This is a genomic window from Burkholderia sp. M6-3 (assembly GCF_050858985.1).
Taxonomy (GTDB): Bacteria; Pseudomonadota; Gammaproteobacteria; order Burkholderiales; family Burkholderiaceae; genus Paraburkholderia; species Paraburkholderia caledonica.
The window spans coordinates 295444-315299 of the sequence record NZ_CP110090.1 but is presented as its reverse complement, the minus strand read 5'-3'; the positions used below and the strand labels follow the sequence as shown (position 1 = coordinate 315299).

Below are 19856 nucleotides of genomic sequence, written 5' to 3'. Positions count from 1 at the left end.
AAAGCCCAAATGAAAAACGCCGCACATGTGCGGCGTTTTTCATTTAGAGCAGCGAATCTCGATCAGGCTTGCGCCACACGCTTAAGCGCTGCTTGCACTTCTTCGGGCTCGAACGAAGCGAGCACATCTGCCACCGGCTTTTCCAACGTCTTCAAATGCGAGCGCAAGACTTCCTGCTTGACCACGAGCAATTGACTCGGATGCATTGAAAACTCGGTGAGGCCCATGCCGAGCAGCAGACGCGTCAGGCTCGGGTCGCCCGCCATCTCTCCGCACACCGACACCGGCACCCCCGCCCGCTTCGCTTCGCGCAACGTGAAGGCGATCAGATGCAGCACCGCCGGATGAAGCGGATCGTACAGATGCGCGACCGAGTTGTCCGCCCGGTCGATAGCCAGCGTGTACTGGATCAGATCGTTCGTGCCGATGGACAGAAAATCCAGCCGCTTGAGAAAGAGCGGCAACGCAATAGCCGCTGCCGGAATCTCGATCATCGCGCCGACCTGCACGTTCGGGTCGTACGCAATCCCGGCATCGTCTAGCTGACGCTTGGCTTCGCGGATCAAGTCAAGCGTTTGATCGATCTCCTGCGCATGCGCGAGCATCGGCACCAGAATCTTCACCGTGCCGAACGCCGACGCGCGCAGAATCGCGCGCAATTGCGTGAGGAACATCTGCGGCTCGGACAAGCTCCAGCGAATTGCCCTGAGCCCCAAAGCGGGGTTCGCTGCGGTCTCGTAACCGTCGCCGCCGCTCATCGAATCGAGGGGCTTGTCGGCGCCCACGTCGATCGTGCGAATCGTGACCGGCAGACCGTTCATCAACTCGACCGCGCGCCGGTAGGCTTCGAACTGCTCCTCCTCTTCGGGCATGCGGTGCTTGTGATTCATGAACAGGAACTCGGTGCGGAAGAGGCCAACACCGGTCGCGCCGGCGTCGACTGCGGCGCGCGCATCTTCCGGCAACTCGATGTTCGCGCACAGTTCGATACGCGTGCCGCACAGCGTTTGTGTCGGCGAGAATTTGAGGCGCTGCAGCTTGCGCTGCTCCAGCGCTTTCTCGCTCTGCCGGTATGAATATTCCTCCAGCACGATCGGTGCGGGATCGACGATCACAATGCCATGGTCGCCGTCCACGATGATCAGGTCGTCCTGGCGAATCAGCGCGCTCGCGTGCTGCACCCCGACCGCCGCCGGAATGCCCAGGCTGCGCGCGACGATAGCCGTATGAGAAGTACGCCCGCCGAGATCCGTGACGAAACCCTGAAACGTTTGCGTCTTGAACTGCATCATGTCGGCTGGCGCAATGTCGTGCGCGACCACGATCATTTCGTCGCACGCACCGTGCACGCCATTCACCAGCGAGCTCGAGGCGCCGGCCAGCGCCTTCAGCACGCGCTCCACCACTTGCTCGATGTCGGCTTTGCGCTCGCGCAGATATTCGTCTTCGATGTCGTCGAAATGGCGCGAGAGCCGTTCGAGCTGTTCGGTCAGCGCCCATTCGACGTTGTAGCGGCGGGTGCGAATCAGATCGATGGTTTCCTGAACGAGCATTGCGTCGTTCAGAATCATTGAATGTACGTTGATGAAAGCGCCCATTTCGCTGGGCGCGTCCGCGGCAAGATCGGCGCGCAGCGCATCGAGTTCTTCATGCACGCGTTGCTGGGCCGCGCGAAATCGCTCGACCTCGCTCTCGATTTGCGCGGGTTCGATCAGATAGTGGTCTACGTCAAGTGCAGCCGGGGCGATCAGATAGGCTCGCCCGATGGCAATACCGCGTGACACGGGAATTCCATGCAGCGTGAACGACACGCGCACCTCCTCTAGTTGTGTGATGCCGCGGCAAACCGCTGCAGTGCTCTCAGACTCTCGTCGTCATTATAAATTCCACGCCGTCGCGCACGTGCGTGAATGCTGTGTGCAATGCAGCACGAAAGACCGTAGTCGTTGCGCTCCATGCATCATTGCATTCGCCGAAGAGATCCGCGTATTGTCGCGCGCTAAAAAAAACGCCGCGGACAGCCGCGGCGCTTCACTCATCGGTATATCGATTCGCAAGTTCACTGACCTTCGCCAAATTTATCGGCGATCAGTTTCAACAGTGCGTCCATCGCTTCTTTTTCGTCGGGGCCTTCGGTTTCAATCAACACCGTGCTGCCGATCCCCGCGGCCAGCATCATCACGCCCATAATGCTTTTCGCATTGATACGGCGGCCATTGCGGCTCATCCAGATTTCCGACTGGTAATTGCCCGCCAATTGCGTCAACTTGGCCGACGCGCGCGCGTGCAGCCCCAGCTTGTTCACGATAGTCGTTTCCTGTTGCAGCATGTGATGGTCCGAAGCGCTGGTAAGTGTTGTTGTGAAAGTGAAACTGCCAGTCAGTAGTTATGCAGTTGCAATGCGACGCGCTACAGGCCTGCTGGCCCAGCCTTCTGGACGAGTTCCGCGTCGCAAGGCAACGCGGGCAGACAGTCGGCCGAGGCCGCCGACGACTCAGCGGGCGCGGGCGTTGCCGGTCCGATTGCATGAACGCCTTTGGTCGCGCCGGCGAGCGCTTTGTCCACCAGCGTGTCGAGCGGCGTGGCGCGATAACAGACCGCGCGCACCAGCATCGGCAAATTGACGCCGCACAGCACGCGCACGTCCGGCACCGAGGCAAGCCGCCCCGCAATGTTCGCGGGTGTGGCGCCGAACATATCGGTGAGCACGAGTGCGCCGTTCTCTTCTTTCAGACGCGCGATTTCCGACTCGGCGAAAGAAACCATTTGTGCGGGATCGCAATCGGGCGATACGTCGATCACGCCGATGCGAGCCGGCAAGCCACCGTAGATATGCGAAATACAGTCGCGCAACGCGGTGGCGAACGGAGCGTGCGCAATGATCAGAATGCCTGCCATGTCAGCCTTACTGCAAAAAGACGGCCCCAAACGTGGATCGGAACCTGTCCGAAACGCTCGCGCTCTCGGCCGGCCGTGGGCCATGAGAGCCGGGAATGCACCACTTCATGAGCGGAATCACAAGCATGACGCCGTGCCGGCGCATGCTGAATCCGCTCGTTCCAGGTCCGCTATTCGTGCCGATGGCCCGGTGCAAGAGCCTATTGCCCGAAACAGAAGCGAAGAGCGGGCATTGTAGCAGGCCTGTTTTGGGGCCTAAGCCGGCGTCCCGCTCTGAGCGGACGTGATGCTGATCCTGCCACGTAGTTTGGGGGCCGCTGTCCACATTCAAGCACGACCGCTCAACCCGCAGCGCGCTCCAGTGCGTCGATGAACATCGCCGCGACGTCGAAGCCCGTCTGATCCATGATCTCGCGAAAGCACGTTGGGCTCGTCACGTTGACTTCCGTGAGCCAGTCGCCGATCGCGTCCAGCCCGACGAGCAGCAGACCGCGCGCCGCCAGCACCGGCGCGAGCGTATCGGCGATCTTGCGGTCATGATCGGTCAGCGGACGCGCGACGCCGAGTCCGCCCGCCGCGAGGTTGCCGCGCACCTCGTTGCCTTGCGGAATGCGGGCGAGCGAGTACGGCACGGCTTCGCCGCCAATCAGCAAAATGCGCTTGTCGCCGTCCTTGATCTCTGGGATGAACTTCTGCGCCATCACCGAACGCGTGCCGTCGTGGCTCAGCATTTCAATGATCGACCCGAGGTTCATGCCATCGGGCTTCACGCGGAATACGCCCATGCCACCCATGCCGTCGAGCGGCTTCAGAATCACGTCGCCGTGCTGCTCGTGAAAGGCCCGGAGCCGCGCCGGATCGCGCGTTACCAGCGTGGGGGCGACGAATTCCGCAAACTCGCCAATGGCGAGCTTTTCCGAGTGATCCCGGATCGCCTGCGGCTTGTTGAAGATGCGTGCCCCGGCGCGCTCGGCCATTTCGAGCAGCCACGTGGAGGTGACGTATTCCATGTCGAAGGGCGGGTCTTTGCGCATGACCACCGCGCTAAAGCTTTTGAGCCCGCGCGGCGCGGCGGCTTCCGCCGCGTACCAGATATCGCGATGCAGGTCGGTCACGTCGCCGGTGATCGCGAAGCGCTGCACGTTTGCTTCGACGTCGCCACCCGTCCACGCCAGATGCTTCGGCTCGCACGTGTACAGCGTATGACCGCGGCGCGCGGCCTCGGCCATCATCGCGTAAGTAGAGTCTTTGTAGATCTTGAACTGCGTGAGCGGATCGGCGATGAAAAGAATGTCCATGGAGGTCCCGTTGCGCCCTGCTGGGCCTGGCGTTGATCGTGAAACTGCGCGTGAAATTGCGCGTGAATTTGCGAGTGACGTCGAGCGCGAATGTCGCCGGTGAAAACGGCGCGGGCGGCATGCGCGCCTCCGCGCATCATGCAGGCCGCCCTCGCGCGGCCGAGCTTAAACCTGGATCGCTTCCGGATCGGTCTTTTCCAGCTCGACCGATGCGGCTAGCAGCCCGAGCCGAGCCACCACACCATACATGTAGAAGCGGTTCGGCGGCGCCGCGCCGGGCTTGGCGTGCGCATCGGGCAGCGCCGTGTGCTCGAAACCGAGCGGCACGAAGTGCATGCCCGGCGCGTTCAGATTCTGATCGCGCTCGCGGCTGCCGTGCACACGGTAGAAACCGCCCACCACGTACCGGTCGATCATATAGACGACCGGCTCCGCCACTTCTTCGCCAATGCGCTCGAACGTGTACACGCCTTCCTGCACGATGACGTCGTGCACTTCCAGGCCGTCTTTCGTAGCCGCCATCTTGGCCCGCTCGCGCTTGGTGAGCGCGGCCACTTCCGACGCGTCGTGCACGGTCATCACGCCCATGCCGTAAGTGCCCGCGTCCGATTTGATGACGACATACGGCTTTTCGGATATGCCGTACTCGCGGTACTTCTTGGCGATTTTCTTCAATACGCCGTCGATCGCATCGGCCAGCGCTTCCTCGCCGGTGCGCTCCTGGAAATCCACGCCTTCGACATGCGCGAAGTACGGGTTGATCATCCAGGGATCGATCTCGACCATCTTCGCGAACTTCTTCGCCACGTCGTCATAGCACGAGAAGTGCGTCGATTTGCGGCGAACAGCCCAGCCGGCATGCAGCGGGGGCAGCAAATACTGCTCGTGCAGATTCTCGAGCACCGGCGGAATGCCGCCCGACAGGTCGTTGTTCAGCAGGATCGAGCACGGGTCGAAATTCTTCAGGCCAAGGCGACGCTGCGAGCGCTCGAGCGGTTCGAGCACGAGTTTCTGCCCGTCGGACAGCGCAATGGTGACGGGTCCGTTGATGCTTTCGTCGAGCGTGCCGAAACGCACGTTCAAGCCGGCCTGGCGCATGATCGCGGCCAACCGGGCGACATTCTCGAGATAAAACGCGTTGCGCGTGTGGCGCTCGGGAATCACGAGCAGGTTCTTGGCGTCCGGGCAGATTTTTTCGATCGACGCCATGGCGGCCTGCACGGCAAGCGGCAGCACTTCCTGGGGCAGATTGTTGAAAGCGCCGGGAAACAGATTGGTGTCGACCGGGGCAAGCTTGAAACCTGCGTTGCGCAGATCGACCGAGCAATAGAACGGCGGCGTGTGCTCCTGCCATTCGAGGCGGAACCAGCGTTCGATTGCGGGAGTGGCGTCGAGGATCTTCCGCTCAAGATCGAGCAGCGGGCCGTTTAACGCCGTAACTAGGTGCGGAACCATTGATCACTCGCAGACTGGAGAAAAAAGATTGTAGAGCAAATGCTTTGCCCATTTGGGGACGCTTTCTCCATTCGCAAGCTAACCAGGATGCATTGTCTCTATCGCAATGATAGACAGGAAAAAGAACTGTTAACAAGATAGCGAGCAAGAAAAAAGCCCGCCGTGAAGGCGGGCCGAAGCGCTGTGCTTGTTCGTGCTTGTTCCTGATTCATCGAGCCCGGGAGCACGGGCTCGTCAAGCCACTTCCTTATTCGACGTGTTCGCCGTGCAGGCTGACGTCCAGGCCTTCGCGTTCCTGCTCTTCCGTCACGCGGATACCCATCGTCATGTCGATGATCTTCAGCAGGATGAAGCTCACCACGCCGCTGTAGACGAGCGTCGTCAGCACGCCCTTGGCTTGCAGCAGCACGCTGCCGTCGAAGCCGCCGATGTCCTTGACCGCGAACACGCCGGTCAGAAGCGCACCCACGATACCGCCGACGCAGTGCACGCCGAACGCGTCGAGCGAGTCGTCGTAACCGAGCTTGTGCTTGAGCCACGTTGCCGACCAGAAGCAGACTACGCCGGCCACGATACCGATCACGAGCGAGCCGAGCGTACCGACGAAGCCCGAAGCCGGCGTGATCGCCACGAGACCAGCCACCGCGCCCGACACGATACCGAGCACCGAAGGCTTACCCTTGGCCGCCCATTCAGCGAACATCCAGGCGAGTGCCGCGGCTGCCGTTGCCACTTGCGTTGCGAACATCGCGAAACCAGCACGGCCGTCTGCCGCCACTGCCGAACCCGCGTTGAAGCCGAACCAGCCCACCCACAGCATCGCGCCGCCGATCAACGTCAGCGTGAGGTTGTGCGGAGCCATCGCTTCCTTGCCGTAGCCGACGCGCTTGCCGAGCACCAGACAGCACACCAGACCCGCGATACCCGCGTTGATGTGCACGACCGTGCCGCCCGCGAAGTCGAGGACACCTGCGCTAGCCAGCCAGCCGGTCGGTTCCCAGACCATGTGTGCGATCGGCGAGTAGACGATGATCGACCACAGCGCCATGAACACCAGCATCGCCGAGAACTTCATACGGTCTGCAAACGCGCCGGTGATCAGCGCCGGGGTGATGATCGCGAACGTCATCTGATAGACGAAGTAGACCGTTTCCGGGATCGTCGGGGCCAGGTGGCTGACGGTCAGCGTCGTGGCCTTGTCGCCCTTGATGTAGTTCATGCCGGCCATGAAGACGCGCGAGAAGCCGCCGATGAACGAGCCGCCCGGCGTGAACGCGAGGCTGTAGCCCACCACCGTCCAGATGATCGTCACGAGGCAGGTGATCGCGAAGCTTTGCATCAGCGTGGCGAGTACGTTCTTCTTGCGGACCATGCCGCCGTAGAAGAGCGCCAGACCCGGGATCGTCATGAACAGCACGAGCGCGGTGGAGGTCAGCATCCAGGCGGTGTCGCCCGAATTGATCTTCGACGAATCGACCGAGAACGGCGCGGTCGGTGCGGCCGGCGCGGCGTCCGATGCCGCGGGCGCGGCGGCGGCGCTCGCTGCAGGTGCAGCCGATGCGTCAGCCGCGGGTGCCGAAGCTGCCGCGGCGGCCGAAGCGTCCGGTGCCGGCGCGCTTGCCGTATCCGAAGTAGCGGCCGAGGCGGCTGCGGGAGCGGACGCGTCGTCCGCGAGCGCGGCGCCGACCCCGCCCGCGAGAAGCGAACCGGCCATCAGCAGGGACATCAATAGTTTGCGCATCTTTCGTTTCCTCTTGTCGCTTTATCTGTGTCGCTATCTTTTGGTGTTACAGAGCGTCCGCGCCGGTCTCACCGGTGCGAATCCGGATTACCTGCTCGATCGGCGTGACGAAGATCTTGCCGTCGCCGATCTTGCCGGTGCGTGCCGCGCGCTCGAGCGCCTCGATCGCCTGATCGACGATGTCGTCCGAGACAGCGGCCTCGATCTTCACCTTCGGCAGGAAATCGACGACATATTCAGCGCCGCGATACAGCTCCGTATGGCCCTTCTGACGGCCGAACCCCTTGACCTCTGTAACCGTGATGCCCGAGACGCCGATCGCCGACAAGGCTTCGCGCGCCTCATCGAGCTTGAACGGCTTGATGATTGCGGTGATGAGTTTCATGAAATCCCTCGCTTAGTTGCGTAACCCGTTTGCGTAACCCGTTTCTGTAACCCGTTGCAGCCCTGCTTCGATCCGTCTGCGTTCCGCATGCAGAAGCCGGGCTGGCACTCGTAACCGTCCGCGTGGTCTCGTTTCGCTGCCGGAAAATGGTGCCGGCAGTGCGCGCGGGGCAGTAAAAGCAACTCATATGCCATGTTGTGTCAAACTGCGCCCGCGCGGGCTTTCCGAGCGGCTCGGTCGCTCTTGTCCGAATGGCTAACGCACGCCCCGCCCGGTGGCGCGGTGCGGGGATCGTTGCTAGAGTGTCCGCAGGTTCCGAAACAGGAAGCGCGCACCAAAGGGGCTCACGCCGACGTGAGTTGAAAAGGCCAGCGCACCAACACAGCGCATCGTCAGATGCGAGGCACAGACGTAATGAAACGCTGCACATTTTTTGTGCACCAAGGGGAACACCATGAAACAACCGAACGATGTTTTCAACGACATTCAGGCCCGCATGAGCGAGCTGTTCAAGAATTCGCCGGCCAAAGACGTCGAGCGCAATGTGAAAGCCATGCTGTCGCAGGGCTTCTCCAAGCTCGATCTGGTCACGCGTGAGGAATTCGATACCCAGACACAGGTGCTCGTGCGAACGCGTGCGCGTCTCGAAGAACTGGAGCGTCGCGTCGCAGAACTCGAACAGAAGCTTCCGGTCACGCAGACTTCCTGACGCCTGTCGTTCTGGCAGCGCAGTAGCTGCATCTAGCTGCACATCACAGGCAAGCGAGCCGTGACGTCATCAGCGTATTAAGGGGATTGGAGCGCGTTAGTCGCGCACCGTCCGACGGGAGAAAACATGTCGCTTGCCGTGGTGCGCAGCCGCGCGCCGGCCTCTGGCCGCGCGCCCGAAGTAACCGTCGAGGTGCACCTCGCAAACGGGTTGCCGTCTTTTTCCATCGTCGGACTTCCCGATCTGGAAGTCCGCGAAAGCCGCGAGCGCGTTCGGGCGGCGCTGCAGAACTGCGGCTTCGACTTTCCCGTGCGACGCATCACCGTCAACCTCGCACCCGCAGACTTGCCCAAGGAGTCCGGCCGCTTCGATCTGCCGATCGCGCTGGGCATTCTCGCCGCAAGCGGCCAGATTCCCGTGGAATCGCTGCTTCATCGTGAGTTCGCCGGCGAGTTGTCGTTGACGGGCGCGCTGCGTCCCATGCGCGGCGCTTTCGCGATGGCGTGTGGCACCGCGCGTAGCGCGGCAGCGGGCGACACGTCCGCTGAATGCATGGCCACGCGCGCGCCGCCGGGCACTCGAAGTCGCCGCGGCCGGCGGACATCACGTGCTGCTCATCGGGCCCCCGGGCGCTGGCAAATCCATGCTCGCCGCCCGCCTGCCGGGTCTGCTTCCGCCCATGACCGACGACGAGGCGCTCAGTTCGGCAGCCTTGCTCTCTGCAAGCCGCACGGGGTTCTCGCCCTCGCAATGGCGCCGACGGCCGTTTCGCGCGCCGCATCACTCGTCGAGCGCAGCAGCGCTGGTCGGCGGGCGCAACCCTCCGCAGCCGGGTGAGATCACGCTGGCTCACCTTGGCGTGCTTTTTCTCGACGAGTTGCCCGAGTTCGACCGCGACGTGCTGGAAACACTGCGCGAACCGCTGGAGGCCGGCCGCATCACCATCTCTCGCGCAGCGTTACAGGCCGATTTTCCCGCAGCGTGCCAATTGATCGCGGCGATGAATCCATGTCCTTGCGGCTGGCGCGGCGATCCGAACGGACGGTGCCGCTGCACGCCCGACATCGCGGCGCGCTACCTGCGCAAGCTGTCCGGGCCGCTGCTCGACCGCATCGACATTCAACTCGAAGTGCCTGCGCTTACGTCGGCGGAGCTTTCCGCGCGCTCAAACGCCGTTGGCGAGACGAGCGCCGTTATCGCGAGCCGGGTCAACCTCGCGCGCGAGCGTCAATTGGCGCGGCAAGGCAAAACCAACCGCGAGTTGAGTGGAAAAGAGGTGGACGCCGTCTGCCGGCCCGACGCAGCCGGCGAAGCGCTACTGCGCGAGGCCGGCGAGCGCTTCGGCTGGTCGGCCCGCGCTTACTACCGGGTGTTGAAGGTGGCGCGCACCATCGCGGACCTCGCGGGGACGAATATGCCGAGCGCTGCACAGGTTGGCGAGGCCGTTCAGTATCGACGCGCTTTTGGCTCTGGGTGAGGAGAAAAATATGCTGTCAAGACTTGACTTATGCACATGCGCGCGTTCCAGATAAATTTAGAAACATCTGAAAGGTACATAGAAGCCTCGCGAGCAAAACCGTTGATTTAAAACATTTTTTTATTGCGGCCGCCGGGCGCGCAGAGAGGCGAAATGCCCATGGGGCGGGCATCTGCGCGAAAAAAACAGGAGTTTTCAACAGAGTTATCCACAGGACACGTGGGCAAGTGGAAAACTTCAACGTAAACCGCGAATTAGCGTGCAAATCTGCGACGGAACTTTCACTGCACAAACGGATCCGTCGCGCCTTGCATCGGCCAAAACTACCGCTTTCAATACAGCTGGAAAGACGAAAAAAATTGGTCGACCTGCTCCTGCGGCAGCGGCTGCGAAGCGATGATCGCGGCTTGATATGCATGCCGTCCTCGCGCGACCAGCCGCGCATAGACGGTGCGCTTTTCGTGGTCTGAACCGGCTTGCCCGCTCAGCTTCATTTCCAGACCCAGCACCTTGCCGCCGGCCGCGAGTGGAATTTGCACGGCGCGCGCATCGGGCTCCGCGCCGACGTTGCGCGCCAGACCGTTACGCAGAAAGTCGAGCGCCTTGCGTTGCGTCGCCTCGCTCTCGTCGGGCAGCGTGATGGTGCCGACCGCGAACACAGCGTCGCCGGCTTCGGCCGTTTGCATGGCCATTTGCATCGGCGCTCCGTCTATCTGTACGGCGCGCTGATCGTTGCCCGGCTTGGCCGGCAGATCGATCGTGTAACCGCTGTCGTTATTCATGACGGTGCGCCAGTCGAAAGTCGGCGAGCAGCCGCTCAGAGCCGCGCCTAGGGCGAGCGCGCAAGCCCCAACGCGGACGGCCGAATGCACGCTCGAAACCACTGGCGGTTTCTGGTCCGCTGTATTCCGATTGCGGGGGAAGCCGGAAACGAGACGCGAAAGAAATTGGGTGAACGGACGGAAAACGCGAAAAACGATGTGGAGCATGGGAGCAAGGCGCCCGGGAAACGGGCCAATGACGTGAGCATAAAGCGACATTATCCGCTGGCAGCTTGAGAAGCGTCAGCGGAACCGGCACGCTGCCGGAGAACCGGCCGCAACCGGCCACAACCGGCCACAATCGGCCACGATCGGCCGCAGCCCGCGCGAGGCATGCGTCCAGTGCGGGCGCTCGCTGCCGCTTGGCTCGAATAGGACTACAATACCCACGCTATGGGGCAGCGGGCGCAAAACCCCGGCCCACACGCTGTCCCACGCCATTTCGCGATTTCCGAGGTTCCGTTCATGAGCACCATCACGTCGACTACCGCCGTCAGGCGCACGAATCCGCTTCGCTACGTGATCGCCGCCGTCGTGGCGATTGCGATCGGCGTGGCTGGTTATTTTGCGTTTGCGGGCCAACAGCGCGTGCCCGACGCGACTTTCACGCTGCTCTCGGGCCAGAAGGTGTCGACTGCCGATCTGAAAGGCAAGGTCTACCTGGTTAACTTCTGGGCGACGAGCTGCGATACATGCATGAAGGAAATGCCGCAGATGGTCCAAACCTATAACCGCTTCAAAGGTAAAGGGCTGGAATTCGTTGCGGTGGCCATGAGCTACGACGCGCCCATGTACGTGACCAACTACACGCAGACGCGTCAGTTGCCGTTCAAGGTCGCCATGGACGACGGCTCGGCCGCGAAGCAGTTCGGCAACGTCCAGCTCACGCCGACCACCTTCCTGGTCGACAAGGACGGCAAGATTCTGAAGCGCTATGTCGGCGAGCCGCAGTTTGCGGAACTCGACCAGCTGCTGGAAAAGGCGCTGAATGCTGCTTGAGCCGGGCGAGCGCCACGACGGCTAACTAAGCCTCGTGCTGAAAGTAACGCCAGGCGCTCAGATCAACCGATCCGAAGCCAAAGCCAAGCAGAAAGCCAAACCCAAAGACCAATGAAAAACGCCGGCATGAACTGCCGGCGTTTTTTTCACCTGTCCCCATCCCCTTTGGCCGCGAGGCCATAGCGTTTGATCTTCTCGTAAAGCGTCGCTTTGCCAAGCTGCAGCCGGTCCGCCGCGATTGCCACCGCGCCGCCGCTCTGCTCCAACGCCTCAGCAATCACCGCCCGTTCGAATTGCTCCACGCGCTCCTTTAGCGGCTGTGGCTGGACGCCTTCGTCGCCGAAAGACATGACGGGGTCGTCGGCGACGCCGAGCACGAAGCGGTCCGCCGCATTGCGCAACTCCCGCACATTGCCCGGCCACTCGCGCTGCATCAGGCTCGCGCGCTGACGGTCCGTGAGGATCGGTGCCGGACGCTGATAACGCACGGCCGCGTCCAGCAGAAAGTGTTCGAAGAGCGGCACGATGTCCTCGCGGCGCTCGCCAAGCGGCGGCAGCGCGATCGTCACCACATTCAAGCGGTACAGCAGGTCGCGACGGAACGAACCGTCGGCGACATGTTCCGCCATATCGCCTTTGGCTGCGGCGACCACGCGGCAATTCACGCGAATCGGCTGGTTCGAGCCGAGGCGTTCGAGCACGCCGTCCTGCAACACGCGAAGGAGCTTGACCTGTAACGCAAGCGGCATGCTTTCTATTTCGTCGAGAAACAACGTGCCGCCCGACGCGTGTTCGAGCTTGCCGATCCGGCGTTTCGCAGCACCGGTGAAGGCGCCTGGTTCGTAGCCGAACATCTCCGACTCGAACATCGGCTCCGGAAGCGCGCCGCAGTTGACCGCAATAAACGGCTTGTCACGCCGCGGCGACAACTCGTGCAGACTGCGCGCGATCAATTCCTTGCCCGCGCCGGTGTCCCCGTTGATGAGCACGGACGCATCCGTCGGCGCGACGTTTGCGATCAGCCGCCGCACCTGCTCGATCGCCGGGCTGCGGCCGATGATCCGCGGCGCAACCGGGCTCTGCCCGGCAAGCTCGCGGCGCAGCGCGAGGTTTTCGAGCACGAGCTTGCGCCGCTCCAACGCGCGCCGCACGGTTTCGATCAGGCGCTCAGAAGCAAACGGCTTTTCGATGAAGTCATAGGCGCCGTCGCGCATCGCCTGCACCGCCATCGAAATATCGCCGTGACCGGTGACGAGAATCACCGGCACGTCGGGCGCGCGCTCATGGCATTGCGCGAGCAGATCGAGACCGCTCGCGCCGGGCAGCCGGATATCGCTGACGATCACGCCGGAAAAGTCGGCGCTGATCGACTTCGCCGCCGATTCCGCCGACGCATGACCGACCACGTTGAAGCCCGCCAGTTGCAGACTCTGCACGCTCGCGCGCCGCACGAGTTCGTCGTCTTCGATATACAGCACTTGCAAGCCGTCGTTCAGCATGTTGTTCTCGTCGGATTCACGAGCCCGTGGTGAGTGGGTCCGCGGTGTGACTCGTCTGCACGCGTGCACGGCGCAGTGTCAGTACAAATAATGCACCGCCGTCCTGCACGTTCGACACATTTCGCGCCACCAGTGTGCCTCCGCAATCGCGCGCGATCGACGACGAAATTGCCAACCCGAGCCCGAGCCCCTGCCCCATTTCCTTCGTGGTGAAAAACGGCTCGAACAGGTGCGGCAAGACATCTTCGGCAATGCCGGGGCCATTGTCGCTGACCGCGAACGACAGGCTGTCCGCAGCAACTTCAATCTGCACGGAGATGCGCGGCGGAGTCATGTCGGCGGTCGCGTCGAGCGCATTGCCGAGCAGGTTGATCAGCACCTGCTCGAGACGCAGATCGTCGCAGTGTGCGACCAGTTCGGCATGATCGTCGGCGAGATCGAGCGGCACGCGCGTGCCGTTTTCCGCATCGAACAACGTGAGGTTGAGTTCGACGCCCTTCAAACGTTGTTGCAACAGCGCGAGGGCATTGCGCAGCGCCCGCACGACCGAAGCGCGCGCGCTGCGCGGCCGCGCGCGTCCGACGAACAGCTTGAGCTGATTGGTGATCTTGCCCATGCGTTCGGTGAGCGCCGCGATCGCTTCGAGGTTTTCCCGCGCCGATGCCTGGTCGCCGCGCTCAAGCAGCACGCGCGTGTTGTCAGAAAATCCGCGCAATGCCGCGAGCGGCTGATTCAATTCATGTGTGATGCCGGCCGCCATCTGACCGAGCGCCGCGAGCTTGCTTGCCTGAATCAGTTCGTCGTGCGCGGCGCGCAATTCCTGTTCGGCGCGCGTGCGTTCGGCCACTTCCTTCTGCAATTGCTCGTTCGCTTGCGACAGATCCGCGGTGCGCTCCGCAACGCGCTGGTTCAATTCGGCATACGCCTTTTGCAGCAGCGCGCGGCTACGCATCACCTCGCGCACGCGGGACCGGCGCATTCTCCAGTAGAACGCGAGCAATACGACCGACACATAGCCGAAGCCCGTGACGATGGTCGCGTTGCGCGCGTCGGCGTCGACGGGGCTAACGGGCGCCATGGTAATCAAATGCCAGTCGGGTTCGCCCATGCCGCGCCGCGACGCGAGATAGCGAGGCGCATAGCGTCCGCCGCCGACGCGCACGATCTGCGCGTCGCCTTCGAGCTTGCGCTCGATCGTCACGGGCAGCGGCGCAATAGGCTGCTGCGCATACTGCCGGGCCTGATAGATCGAATCGGCGACCTGACCTGACAGTGGCCGTATCGTGTGATATTTCCACGCTGGGACAGACGACAGAAAGATCACGCCGTGATCGTCGGTGACGAGGAGCGGCTCGTATGCGTCCGCGCCCTGAAACCATTCGAGATCGAGTTTGACGACCGCCACGCCGACGATTTTTCCCTCTCGACGCACCGGCTGCGAAATGTAATAGCCTGGCGCCTGCGAGATCGTGCCGATGCCGAAGAAGCGGCCCACATGGCCTTTGATTGCATCGACGAAATATGGGCGAAACAGATAGCCCGCGCCGATGAAACTGCCCGGCCCTTGCCAGTTGCTCGCGGCGACACAATAGCCGTCGAGCGGAATGATGTAGGTCACCGTTGCGCGCGCGTGGCGATTCAAATCTTCGAGATAGAGGTTCGCGCGCTGGACGTTGGCAGGCGACGGATCGACCAGCACGTCCTGCACGATGGGATGCTCGGCGAGCAGATACGGCAGCGATTCGTAGCGCTCAAGTGTGCTCTTGAGCGAACTGGCGGTGCGATCGACGCGCCCGGCGGCATTGCGCCGCAAGCTGTCGATCCCGCTTTGCCACGCAACGCTGTAGGTCAGCCCGCACGCCGCGACGAGCCCGGCGACGAGCGCGAAGAGGATCAGCAGACGGCGCGTCACGTTGGCAATATCCGGTGAGGTGTGATCGGATATTGTGGCATAAGGCGAAGCGCGGTCGGCGCGAGCTTCCCCGGCCGACGGCACTTCGGTTGGGCGCGCGGTCACCGGTTGCATGTGCTGGTGTCCGCGGCCGCAAACGTCACGCGTTTTCAGATAATGAGCGTCGATGCCCGGCTTAAACGCCGGCCGGCTCTTTGACCGGCACGTCGCCGCGCAACGCCGAGTTCAGCTTGTTGCGGTCCAGTTCCTTTTCCCAAGCCGACACGACCACGGTCGCCACGCCATTGCCGACGATGTTCGTCAGCGCACGGCATTCGCTCATGAAGCGGTCGATACCGAGAATCAGCACCATGCCCGACAGCGGAATGGTCGGCACCACGGCCAGCGTTGCGGCGAGCGTGATGAAGCCCGCGCCCGTCACGCCGCTCGCGCCCTTCGACGTCAGCATCGTCACTGCCAGCAGCGTGAGCTGCTGCGCCCACGTGAGGTCGGTGTTCGTCGCCTGGGCGATGAACAGCACGGCCATCGTCATATAGATGTTGGTGCCGTCGAGGTTGAACGAGTAACCGGTCGGCACCACGAGACCCACCACCGAGCGCGAGCAGCCGAGGTTTTCCAGCTTGAGCATCAGTTGCGGCAGCGCGGCTTCCGACGAGCTCGTGCCGAGCACGATCAGCATCTCTTCCTTGATGTACGCAATGAAGCGCAGGATGTTGAAGCCCACCGCACGCGCGATGATGCCGAGCACGACCACCACGAATACGATCGACGTCAGATAGAACGTGCCGATCAGCTTCAGCATGGGCAGCAGCGAGCCGATACCGTACTTGCCGATGGTGAACGCCATCGCGCCGAACGCACCGATCGGCGCGAGCTTCGTGATGATGCGCACGATGCCGAACAGCACGTGCGAGAGCCCTTCGATGAAGTTCGTGACGACCTTACCCCTCTCACCGGCTGTGGCGAGCACCGCGCCAAACAGCAGCGCGATCAGCAGGATCTGCAGGATCTCGCCCTGTGCGAACGCGGAAACGAGCGTGTCCGGAATCAGGTGCATCAGGAAGTCGACCGTGGTCTGACCGTGCGCCTTGGCGGCGTACGAAGCGACCGCCTTGCCGTCGAGCGTGGCGGGGTCGATATTGAAACCGACGCCCGGCTTCAGCACGTGCGTCGCGATCAGGCCGAGCACCAGCGCAAAAGTGGAGACAATTTCAAAATACAGCAGCGCCTTGCCGCCGACGCGCCCGACCTTCTTCATGTCTTCCATGCCGGCAATGCCGGTCACGACCGTACAGAAGATAATCGGCCCGATCACCATCTTGATCAGCTTGATGAAGCCGTCGCCGAGCGGTTTCATGTCGACGGCGAGATTCGGATAGTAATGTCCGAGCGCGATACCGATGATGATCGCCACGATCACCTGGACGTACAGCACTTTGTGGATAGGTTTCTTCACGATGGTTCCTGCGATGTGGGTGAGCCTATGGCCTGCCACGCTGCGCATCATGCGAACGAAAGATCGTCACGCCTGTGCACGGCATTAGGCCGCGACAAGACGACGAATTCAGAAGTACCGGAAAGGGAAATCGGACATCGTTGTCTCCTTGCTTTAGTTGTCGGACCGTTGCGGCCGCGTTATCTATTTCGCAAGGTCGATGCCAGCTTGAGGCAGGCCGCGCGCCTTTGATTTTTATAGGTTTTCCTGCGCGTGTTCGCAAGTGCCATCCGGGATTCCGGAAATCCGGACGGCCCGCGTCGGGAAAACCGGAATTCGTTCCGGCAGCAGCCTAGGGGAAACCCGAAGCCTTTACTGGCGGGGCTTTGCCGTTTTCTAAGCGCCGCCTTCTTCGAGTACCAGCAGATTCTCATGCGAGAAACCGAGTGACACCGGCTGACCTCGTTCGGGTAAACCGCGATTCGGATCGTTGAACACGTCGAGGGAAATCACTGCGTCTTTCACGCGCGTCCTGATCCGCACCACCGCGCCGAGAAAATTCACTTCTTCGACGGTCGCGCTCAGCGTGTTGCGGCCAGGCGCCGCCGGTTCGAGCACGATCGCTTCGGGGCGCAGCGCGAGCAGGCGCTTCTTGCCCGCATCGCCGGCCGGCAGTTCCTGCGTAGTGGTCAACTCCTGGCCGTCCACGGCCATCTTGCCGGTCGCCGGATCGATCACGTGCCCCGCCAGAATGTTCAGCGTGCCGACGAACGACGCGACGAAACGCGTGCGAGGATAGTTGTAGATTTCCGAAGGCGAGCCGATCTGCTCGACGCGCCCTTCGTTCATCACGACGATGCGGTCGGAAACCGACAACGCCTCTTCCTGATCGTGCGTAACGAAAATCGACGTGATGCCGAGTTCGCGCTGCAGCGCGCGAATGTCCTGCCGCAACGAAATGCGAATCTTCGCGTCGAGCGCGGACAGCGGCTCGTCGAGCAACAATACCTGCGGCTTGCCGGCCAACGCGCGCGCCAGTGCCACACGTTGCTGCTGGCCGCCCGACAGTTGCCACGGATAGCGGCCGCCGAGTTGCGGCAGCTTGATCAGGTGCAGCATCTCTTCGACGCGCCGGCTGATTTCCGCCTGCGGCCGGTGAGTGATCTTCAGTCCGAAGCCGATGTTCTCCGCGACCGTCATGTTCGGAAACAGCGCATACGACTGAAACACCATGCCGACCTTGCGCTGCCGCGTACGAAGATGCGTGACGTCCTTGTCATCGAGCCGGATGACGCCGCGAGTCGGCGTTTCGAACCCGGCAATCATCCGCAGCACGGTCGTTTTGCCGCAGCCCGAAGGTCCAAGGAAAGTAATGAACTCACCGCGCTCGATCTTCATGTCGAAGTGATGCAACGCAATGTTCGCCCCAAAGGACTTATGCAGATTTTCGATCTCGAGAAATGCCATGATTCGCTGCCTCAGTGGATCAAGCTCATTGCATCAAACCTTTTGACCGCTCAACGCGCGGGCCGAGCCGAACACCTGGATCAAGCCCATCGACGCCCATGTAATCATGAACGCGATGATCGCAAGCGCCGACGGCTCATACGCGCGATTCGCGCCGATCAATTGCAGGTAAGGACCGAACGCGGGCCGATCGAGCAGACTCGCCAGCGTGAATTCGCCGATGACCACCGCAAAGGTGAGAAACGCGCCCGACAGAATGCCCGAGCGGATATTCGGGAAGATCACCTTGAAGAGAATCGTCGGCCAGTTTGCGCCGAGACACTCGGCGGCTTCGGTGAGCGAGCGCACGTCGACAGCGCGCAAGCCCGCATCGACCGCGCGGTACATGTACGGCAGAGAAAGCGTCACGTAGCCGAACACCAGCAGCAGGTCGGTCGCGCGCTCGTTGCTCGTGAGCGGCAGAATCGAACTGCTGTTATAGATGCGCAGATAGCCGAACACGATCACGATAGCCGGCACGACGAGCGGCAACAGCGTAATGAATTCGACGACCGGCCGCAGCTTCGGCAAGCGCAGTTGCACCCAGTAAGCGGTCGGCACGACGAGCAATATGCCGACGACGATCGTCAACAGCGCCATCAGAATCGAATAACCAAACGAGGCCTGAAAGCGCGGATCGCCGAGCACTACGCTATAGGCTTCGAAGCTATATGTGCCGCGCTTCATCCGCAGACTGAACTCAAAGGTGGCGATCAGCGGAATCAGGAAGTACAGGGAACCGACCACTATCGCGGTCCACGCTCCCACGCGCGATTGGCTTTTCATCGGCGGCCCCTTTCAGCGCGTGAGCGCAACCAGATATAGCCGCCATTCGACAGACCCGTGACGAGCACCATGCCGAGTGCAAGCGCGTAGCCAAGATTCTGGTTGTGCATGACGTCGCCGCGAATCTGCGCAAAGAGCAGAATCGGCACGATGTTCAGCGAGCTGCCGGTCAGCGCATAAGCGGTGGCGACCGCGCCGAATGCGTTGGCGAACAGCAGCAGCGTCGCGCCCAGCACGCTCGGCCATAGCACCGGCAGCGCGACGTAGCGCCAGTACTGAGACGCGGTGCCGCCGAGGCAATCGCATGCTTCGCGCCATTCGCGCTTCAGGCCGTCGAGCGCGGGCGTGACGATCAGCACCATCAATGGAATCTGGAAGTACAGGTAGGTCAGCGTGAGCCCCGAAAAGCTGAGAATGCTGAAGCCCGTCGAATACAGATTGAAGCCGAGATACTTCTTCAACAATACGGTGACGAGCCCGACGCGCCCCAACGTGCAGATGAAAGCAAACGCGAGCGGCACGCCCGCGAAGTTCGACGCGACACCGGAGAACGTCATCAAGGTCGGACGAATCCAGCCCGGCAGCTTGCCCTGAACCGCCGCCCATGCGAGCAGCGAGCCGACCAGCGCACCGCCCGCCGCGGACGCCGCGCTGACTTTGAAGCTGATCCAGTAAGCGTCGAGCACGGACGGCTGAAACAGGTCGCGCAGGTTGGCGAGCGTGAAGTGACCTTGCGAATCCTGGAACGCGCCGATCATCAGAAAGCCGGTCGGCAGAATCAGGAACAGCAGCGCGAAAGTGAAGAATGGCACGACGCCGATCCAGGCCAGCATCTGCGACGCGCGGCCCGGACCGTCGACGCGCGGCGTTGGAGTGGGCACAGGCGGAACCAGCAAGTCCGGCTGCACCGATCCAGCATCCGATGAAGCGCTCAT

The 19856-nt window shown here is 62.2% G+C and carries 16 protein-coding genes and 1 pseudogene; 3 read left to right on the top strand and 14 right to left on the bottom strand.

The genetic code is table 11. From position 1 onward, the window contains the following. Positions 1-62 precede the first annotated feature (62 nt). The 7 genes from ptsP to OH764_RS01330 all read right to left on the bottom strand — a co-directional run bounded on the left by ptsP (position 63) and on the right by OH764_RS01330 (position 7777). Positions 63-1811 (bottom strand): phosphoenolpyruvate--protein phosphotransferase, encoded by a 1749-nt coding sequence (gene ptsP, locus OH764_RS01360; RefSeq protein ID WP_498847770.1) that lies wholly within the window; start codon positions 1809-1811, stop codon positions 63-65. A gap of 248 nt (positions 1812-2059) precedes the next feature. After that, positions 2060-2329, bottom strand: a complete 270-nt coding sequence (locus tag OH764_RS01355) for an HPr family phosphocarrier protein (protein WP_020067048.1) — start codon at positions 2327-2329, stop codon at positions 2060-2062. A gap of 80 nt (positions 2330-2409) precedes the next feature. After that, entirely contained in the window at positions 2410-2898 is a 489-nt protein-coding gene (locus OH764_RS01350) for a PTS sugar transporter subunit IIA (protein WP_020067049.1), read from the bottom strand. Between the two features lie 341 nt (positions 2899-3239). Then, positions 3240-4196, bottom strand: coding sequence for a glutathione synthase (gshB, locus tag OH764_RS01345; RefSeq protein WP_498847769.1), 957 nt, complete (start codon positions 4194-4196; stop codon positions 3240-3242). Positions 4197-4361: 165 nt separating this feature from the next. Next, entirely contained in the window at positions 4362-5651 is a 1290-nt protein-coding gene (gshA, locus tag OH764_RS01340) for a glutamate--cysteine ligase (protein ID WP_013586995.1), read from the bottom strand. Between the two features lie 247 nt (positions 5652-5898). Beyond that, positions 5899-7392, bottom strand: coding sequence for an ammonium transporter (locus OH764_RS01335; RefSeq protein ID WP_498847768.1), 1494 nt, complete (start codon positions 7390-7392; stop codon positions 5899-5901). Positions 7393-7438: 46 nt separating this feature from the next. Next, positions 7439-7777 carry a P-II family nitrogen regulator gene (locus OH764_RS01330; RefSeq protein WP_006048089.1) on the bottom strand — a complete coding sequence of 113 codons (339 nt, stop codon included), beginning with the start codon at positions 7775-7777 and terminating at the stop codon, positions 7439-7441. Between the two features lie 454 nt (positions 7778-8231). Here OH764_RS01330 and OH764_RS01325 point away from each other — a divergent pair, with 454 nt between their 5' ends. Together OH764_RS01325 and OH764_RS01320 are read left to right on the top strand one after the other, a co-directional pair. Continuing rightward, positions 8232-8486: an accessory factor UbiK family protein gene (locus tag OH764_RS01325; protein ID WP_020067052.1), complete on the top strand. Its 255-nt coding sequence runs from the start codon at positions 8232-8234 to the stop codon at positions 8484-8486. Positions 8487-8612: 126 nt separating this feature from the next. Next, positions 8613-9963, top strand: a pseudogene (locus tag OH764_RS01320) (YifB family Mg chelatase-like AAA ATPase). A 332-nt stretch (positions 9964-10295) separates the two neighbouring features. Here OH764_RS01320 and OH764_RS01315 read toward each other — a convergent pair. Further along, on the bottom strand, positions 10296-11003 hold the full coding sequence (locus OH764_RS01315) for a hypothetical protein (RefSeq protein WP_498847767.1): 708 nt from the start codon (positions 11001-11003) through the stop codon (positions 10296-10298). Positions 11004-11249: 246 nt separating this feature from the next. On the opposite strand from OH764_RS01315, the gene OH764_RS01310 reads away from it, so the two are divergent. Beyond that, positions 11250-11783, top strand: coding sequence for a TlpA disulfide reductase family protein (locus tag OH764_RS01310; protein ID WP_027780122.1), 534 nt, complete (start codon positions 11250-11252; stop codon positions 11781-11783). A 146-nt stretch (positions 11784-11929) separates the two neighbouring features. On the opposite strand, the gene OH764_RS01305 is transcribed toward OH764_RS01310, so the two are convergent. The 6 genes from OH764_RS01305 to OH764_RS01280 all read right to left on the bottom strand — a co-directional run bounded on the left by OH764_RS01305 (position 11930) and on the right by OH764_RS01280 (position 19856). Continuing rightward, positions 11930-13282 (bottom strand): sigma-54-dependent transcriptional regulator, encoded by a 1353-nt coding sequence (locus OH764_RS01305; protein ID WP_498847766.1) that lies wholly within the window; start codon positions 13280-13282, stop codon positions 11930-11932. 16 nt (positions 13283-13298) lie between these two features. Next, the gene (locus OH764_RS01300; RefSeq protein WP_498847765.1) at positions 13299-15308 is read right to left on the bottom strand and encodes a sensor histidine kinase; all 2010 of its coding nucleotides are present in this window, start codon (positions 15306-15308) and stop codon (positions 13299-13301) included. A 61-nt stretch (positions 15309-15369) separates the two neighbouring features. Next, the gene (locus OH764_RS01295) at positions 15370-16650 is read right to left on the bottom strand and encodes a dicarboxylate/amino acid:cation symporter (protein ID WP_027804477.1); all 1281 of its coding nucleotides are present in this window, start codon (positions 16648-16650) and stop codon (positions 15370-15372) included. Positions 16651-17025: 375 nt separating this feature from the next. Further along, positions 17026-18096 carry an ABC transporter ATP-binding protein gene (locus OH764_RS01290; RefSeq protein ID WP_498847764.1) on the bottom strand — a complete coding sequence of 357 codons (1071 nt, stop codon included), beginning with the start codon at positions 18094-18096 and terminating at the stop codon, positions 17026-17028. A 33-nt stretch (positions 18097-18129) separates the two neighbouring features. Beyond that, on the bottom strand, positions 18130-18921 hold the full coding sequence (locus OH764_RS01285) for an ABC transporter permease (RefSeq protein WP_498847763.1): 792 nt from the start codon (positions 18919-18921) through the stop codon (positions 18130-18132). Then, the gene (locus tag OH764_RS01280) at positions 18918-19856 is read right to left on the bottom strand and encodes an ABC transporter permease (protein ID WP_498847762.1); all 939 of its coding nucleotides are present in this window, start codon (positions 19854-19856) and stop codon (positions 18918-18920) included. Before OH764_RS01280 ends, OH764_RS01285 begins: the two co-directional genes overlap by 4 nt.

Excerpts from the sequence above, each read along its gene's own strand:
- OH764_RS01330 (WP_006048089.1), bottom strand. The coding sequence starts at position 7,777 with ATGAAACTCATCACCGCAATCATCAAGCCGTTCAAGCTCGATGAGGCG.
- OH764_RS01300 (WP_498847765.1), bottom strand. The coding sequence starts at position 15,308 with ATGCAACCGGTGACCGCGCGCCCAACCGAAGTGCCGTCGGCCGGGGAA.
- OH764_RS01355 (WP_020067048.1), bottom strand. The coding sequence starts at position 2,329 with ATGCTGCAACAGGAAACGACTATCGTGAACAAGCTGGGGCTGCACGCG.
- OH764_RS01285 (WP_498847763.1), bottom strand. The coding sequence starts at position 18,921 with ATGAAAAGCCAATCGCGCGTGGGAGCGTGGACCGCGATAGTGGTCGGT.
- OH764_RS01290 (WP_498847764.1), bottom strand. The coding sequence starts at position 18,096 with ATGGCATTTCTCGAGATCGAAAATCTGCATAAGTCCTTTGGGGCGAAC.
- OH764_RS01335 (WP_498847768.1), bottom strand. The coding sequence starts at position 7,392 with ATGCGCAAACTATTGATGTCCCTGCTGATGGCCGGTTCGCTTCTCGCG.
- OH764_RS01350 (WP_020067049.1), bottom strand. The coding sequence starts at position 2,898 with ATGGCAGGCATTCTGATCATTGCGCACGCTCCGTTCGCCACCGCGTTG.
- gshB (WP_498847769.1), bottom strand. The coding sequence starts at position 4,196 with ATGGACATTCTTTTCATCGCCGATCCGCTCACGCAGTTCAAGATCTAC.
- OH764_RS01325 (WP_020067052.1), top strand. The coding sequence starts at position 8,232 with ATGAAACAACCGAACGATGTTTTCAACGACATTCAGGCCCGCATGAGC.
- OH764_RS01280 (WP_498847762.1), bottom strand. The coding sequence starts at position 19,856 with ATGAGCGCTTCATCGGATGCTGGATCGGTGCAGCCGGACTTGCTGGTT.
- OH764_RS01310 (WP_027780122.1), top strand. The coding sequence starts at position 11,250 with ATGAGCACCATCACGTCGACTACCGCCGTCAGGCGCACGAATCCGCTT.
- OH764_RS01305 (WP_498847766.1), bottom strand. The coding sequence starts at position 13,282 with ATGCTGAACGACGGCTTGCAAGTGCTGTATATCGAAGACGACGAACTC.
- OH764_RS01315 (WP_498847767.1), bottom strand. The coding sequence starts at position 11,003 with ATGTCGCTTTATGCTCACGTCATTGGCCCGTTTCCCGGGCGCCTTGCT.
- gshA (WP_013586995.1), bottom strand. The coding sequence starts at position 5,651 with ATGGTTCCGCACCTAGTTACGGCGTTAAACGGCCCGCTGCTCGATCTT.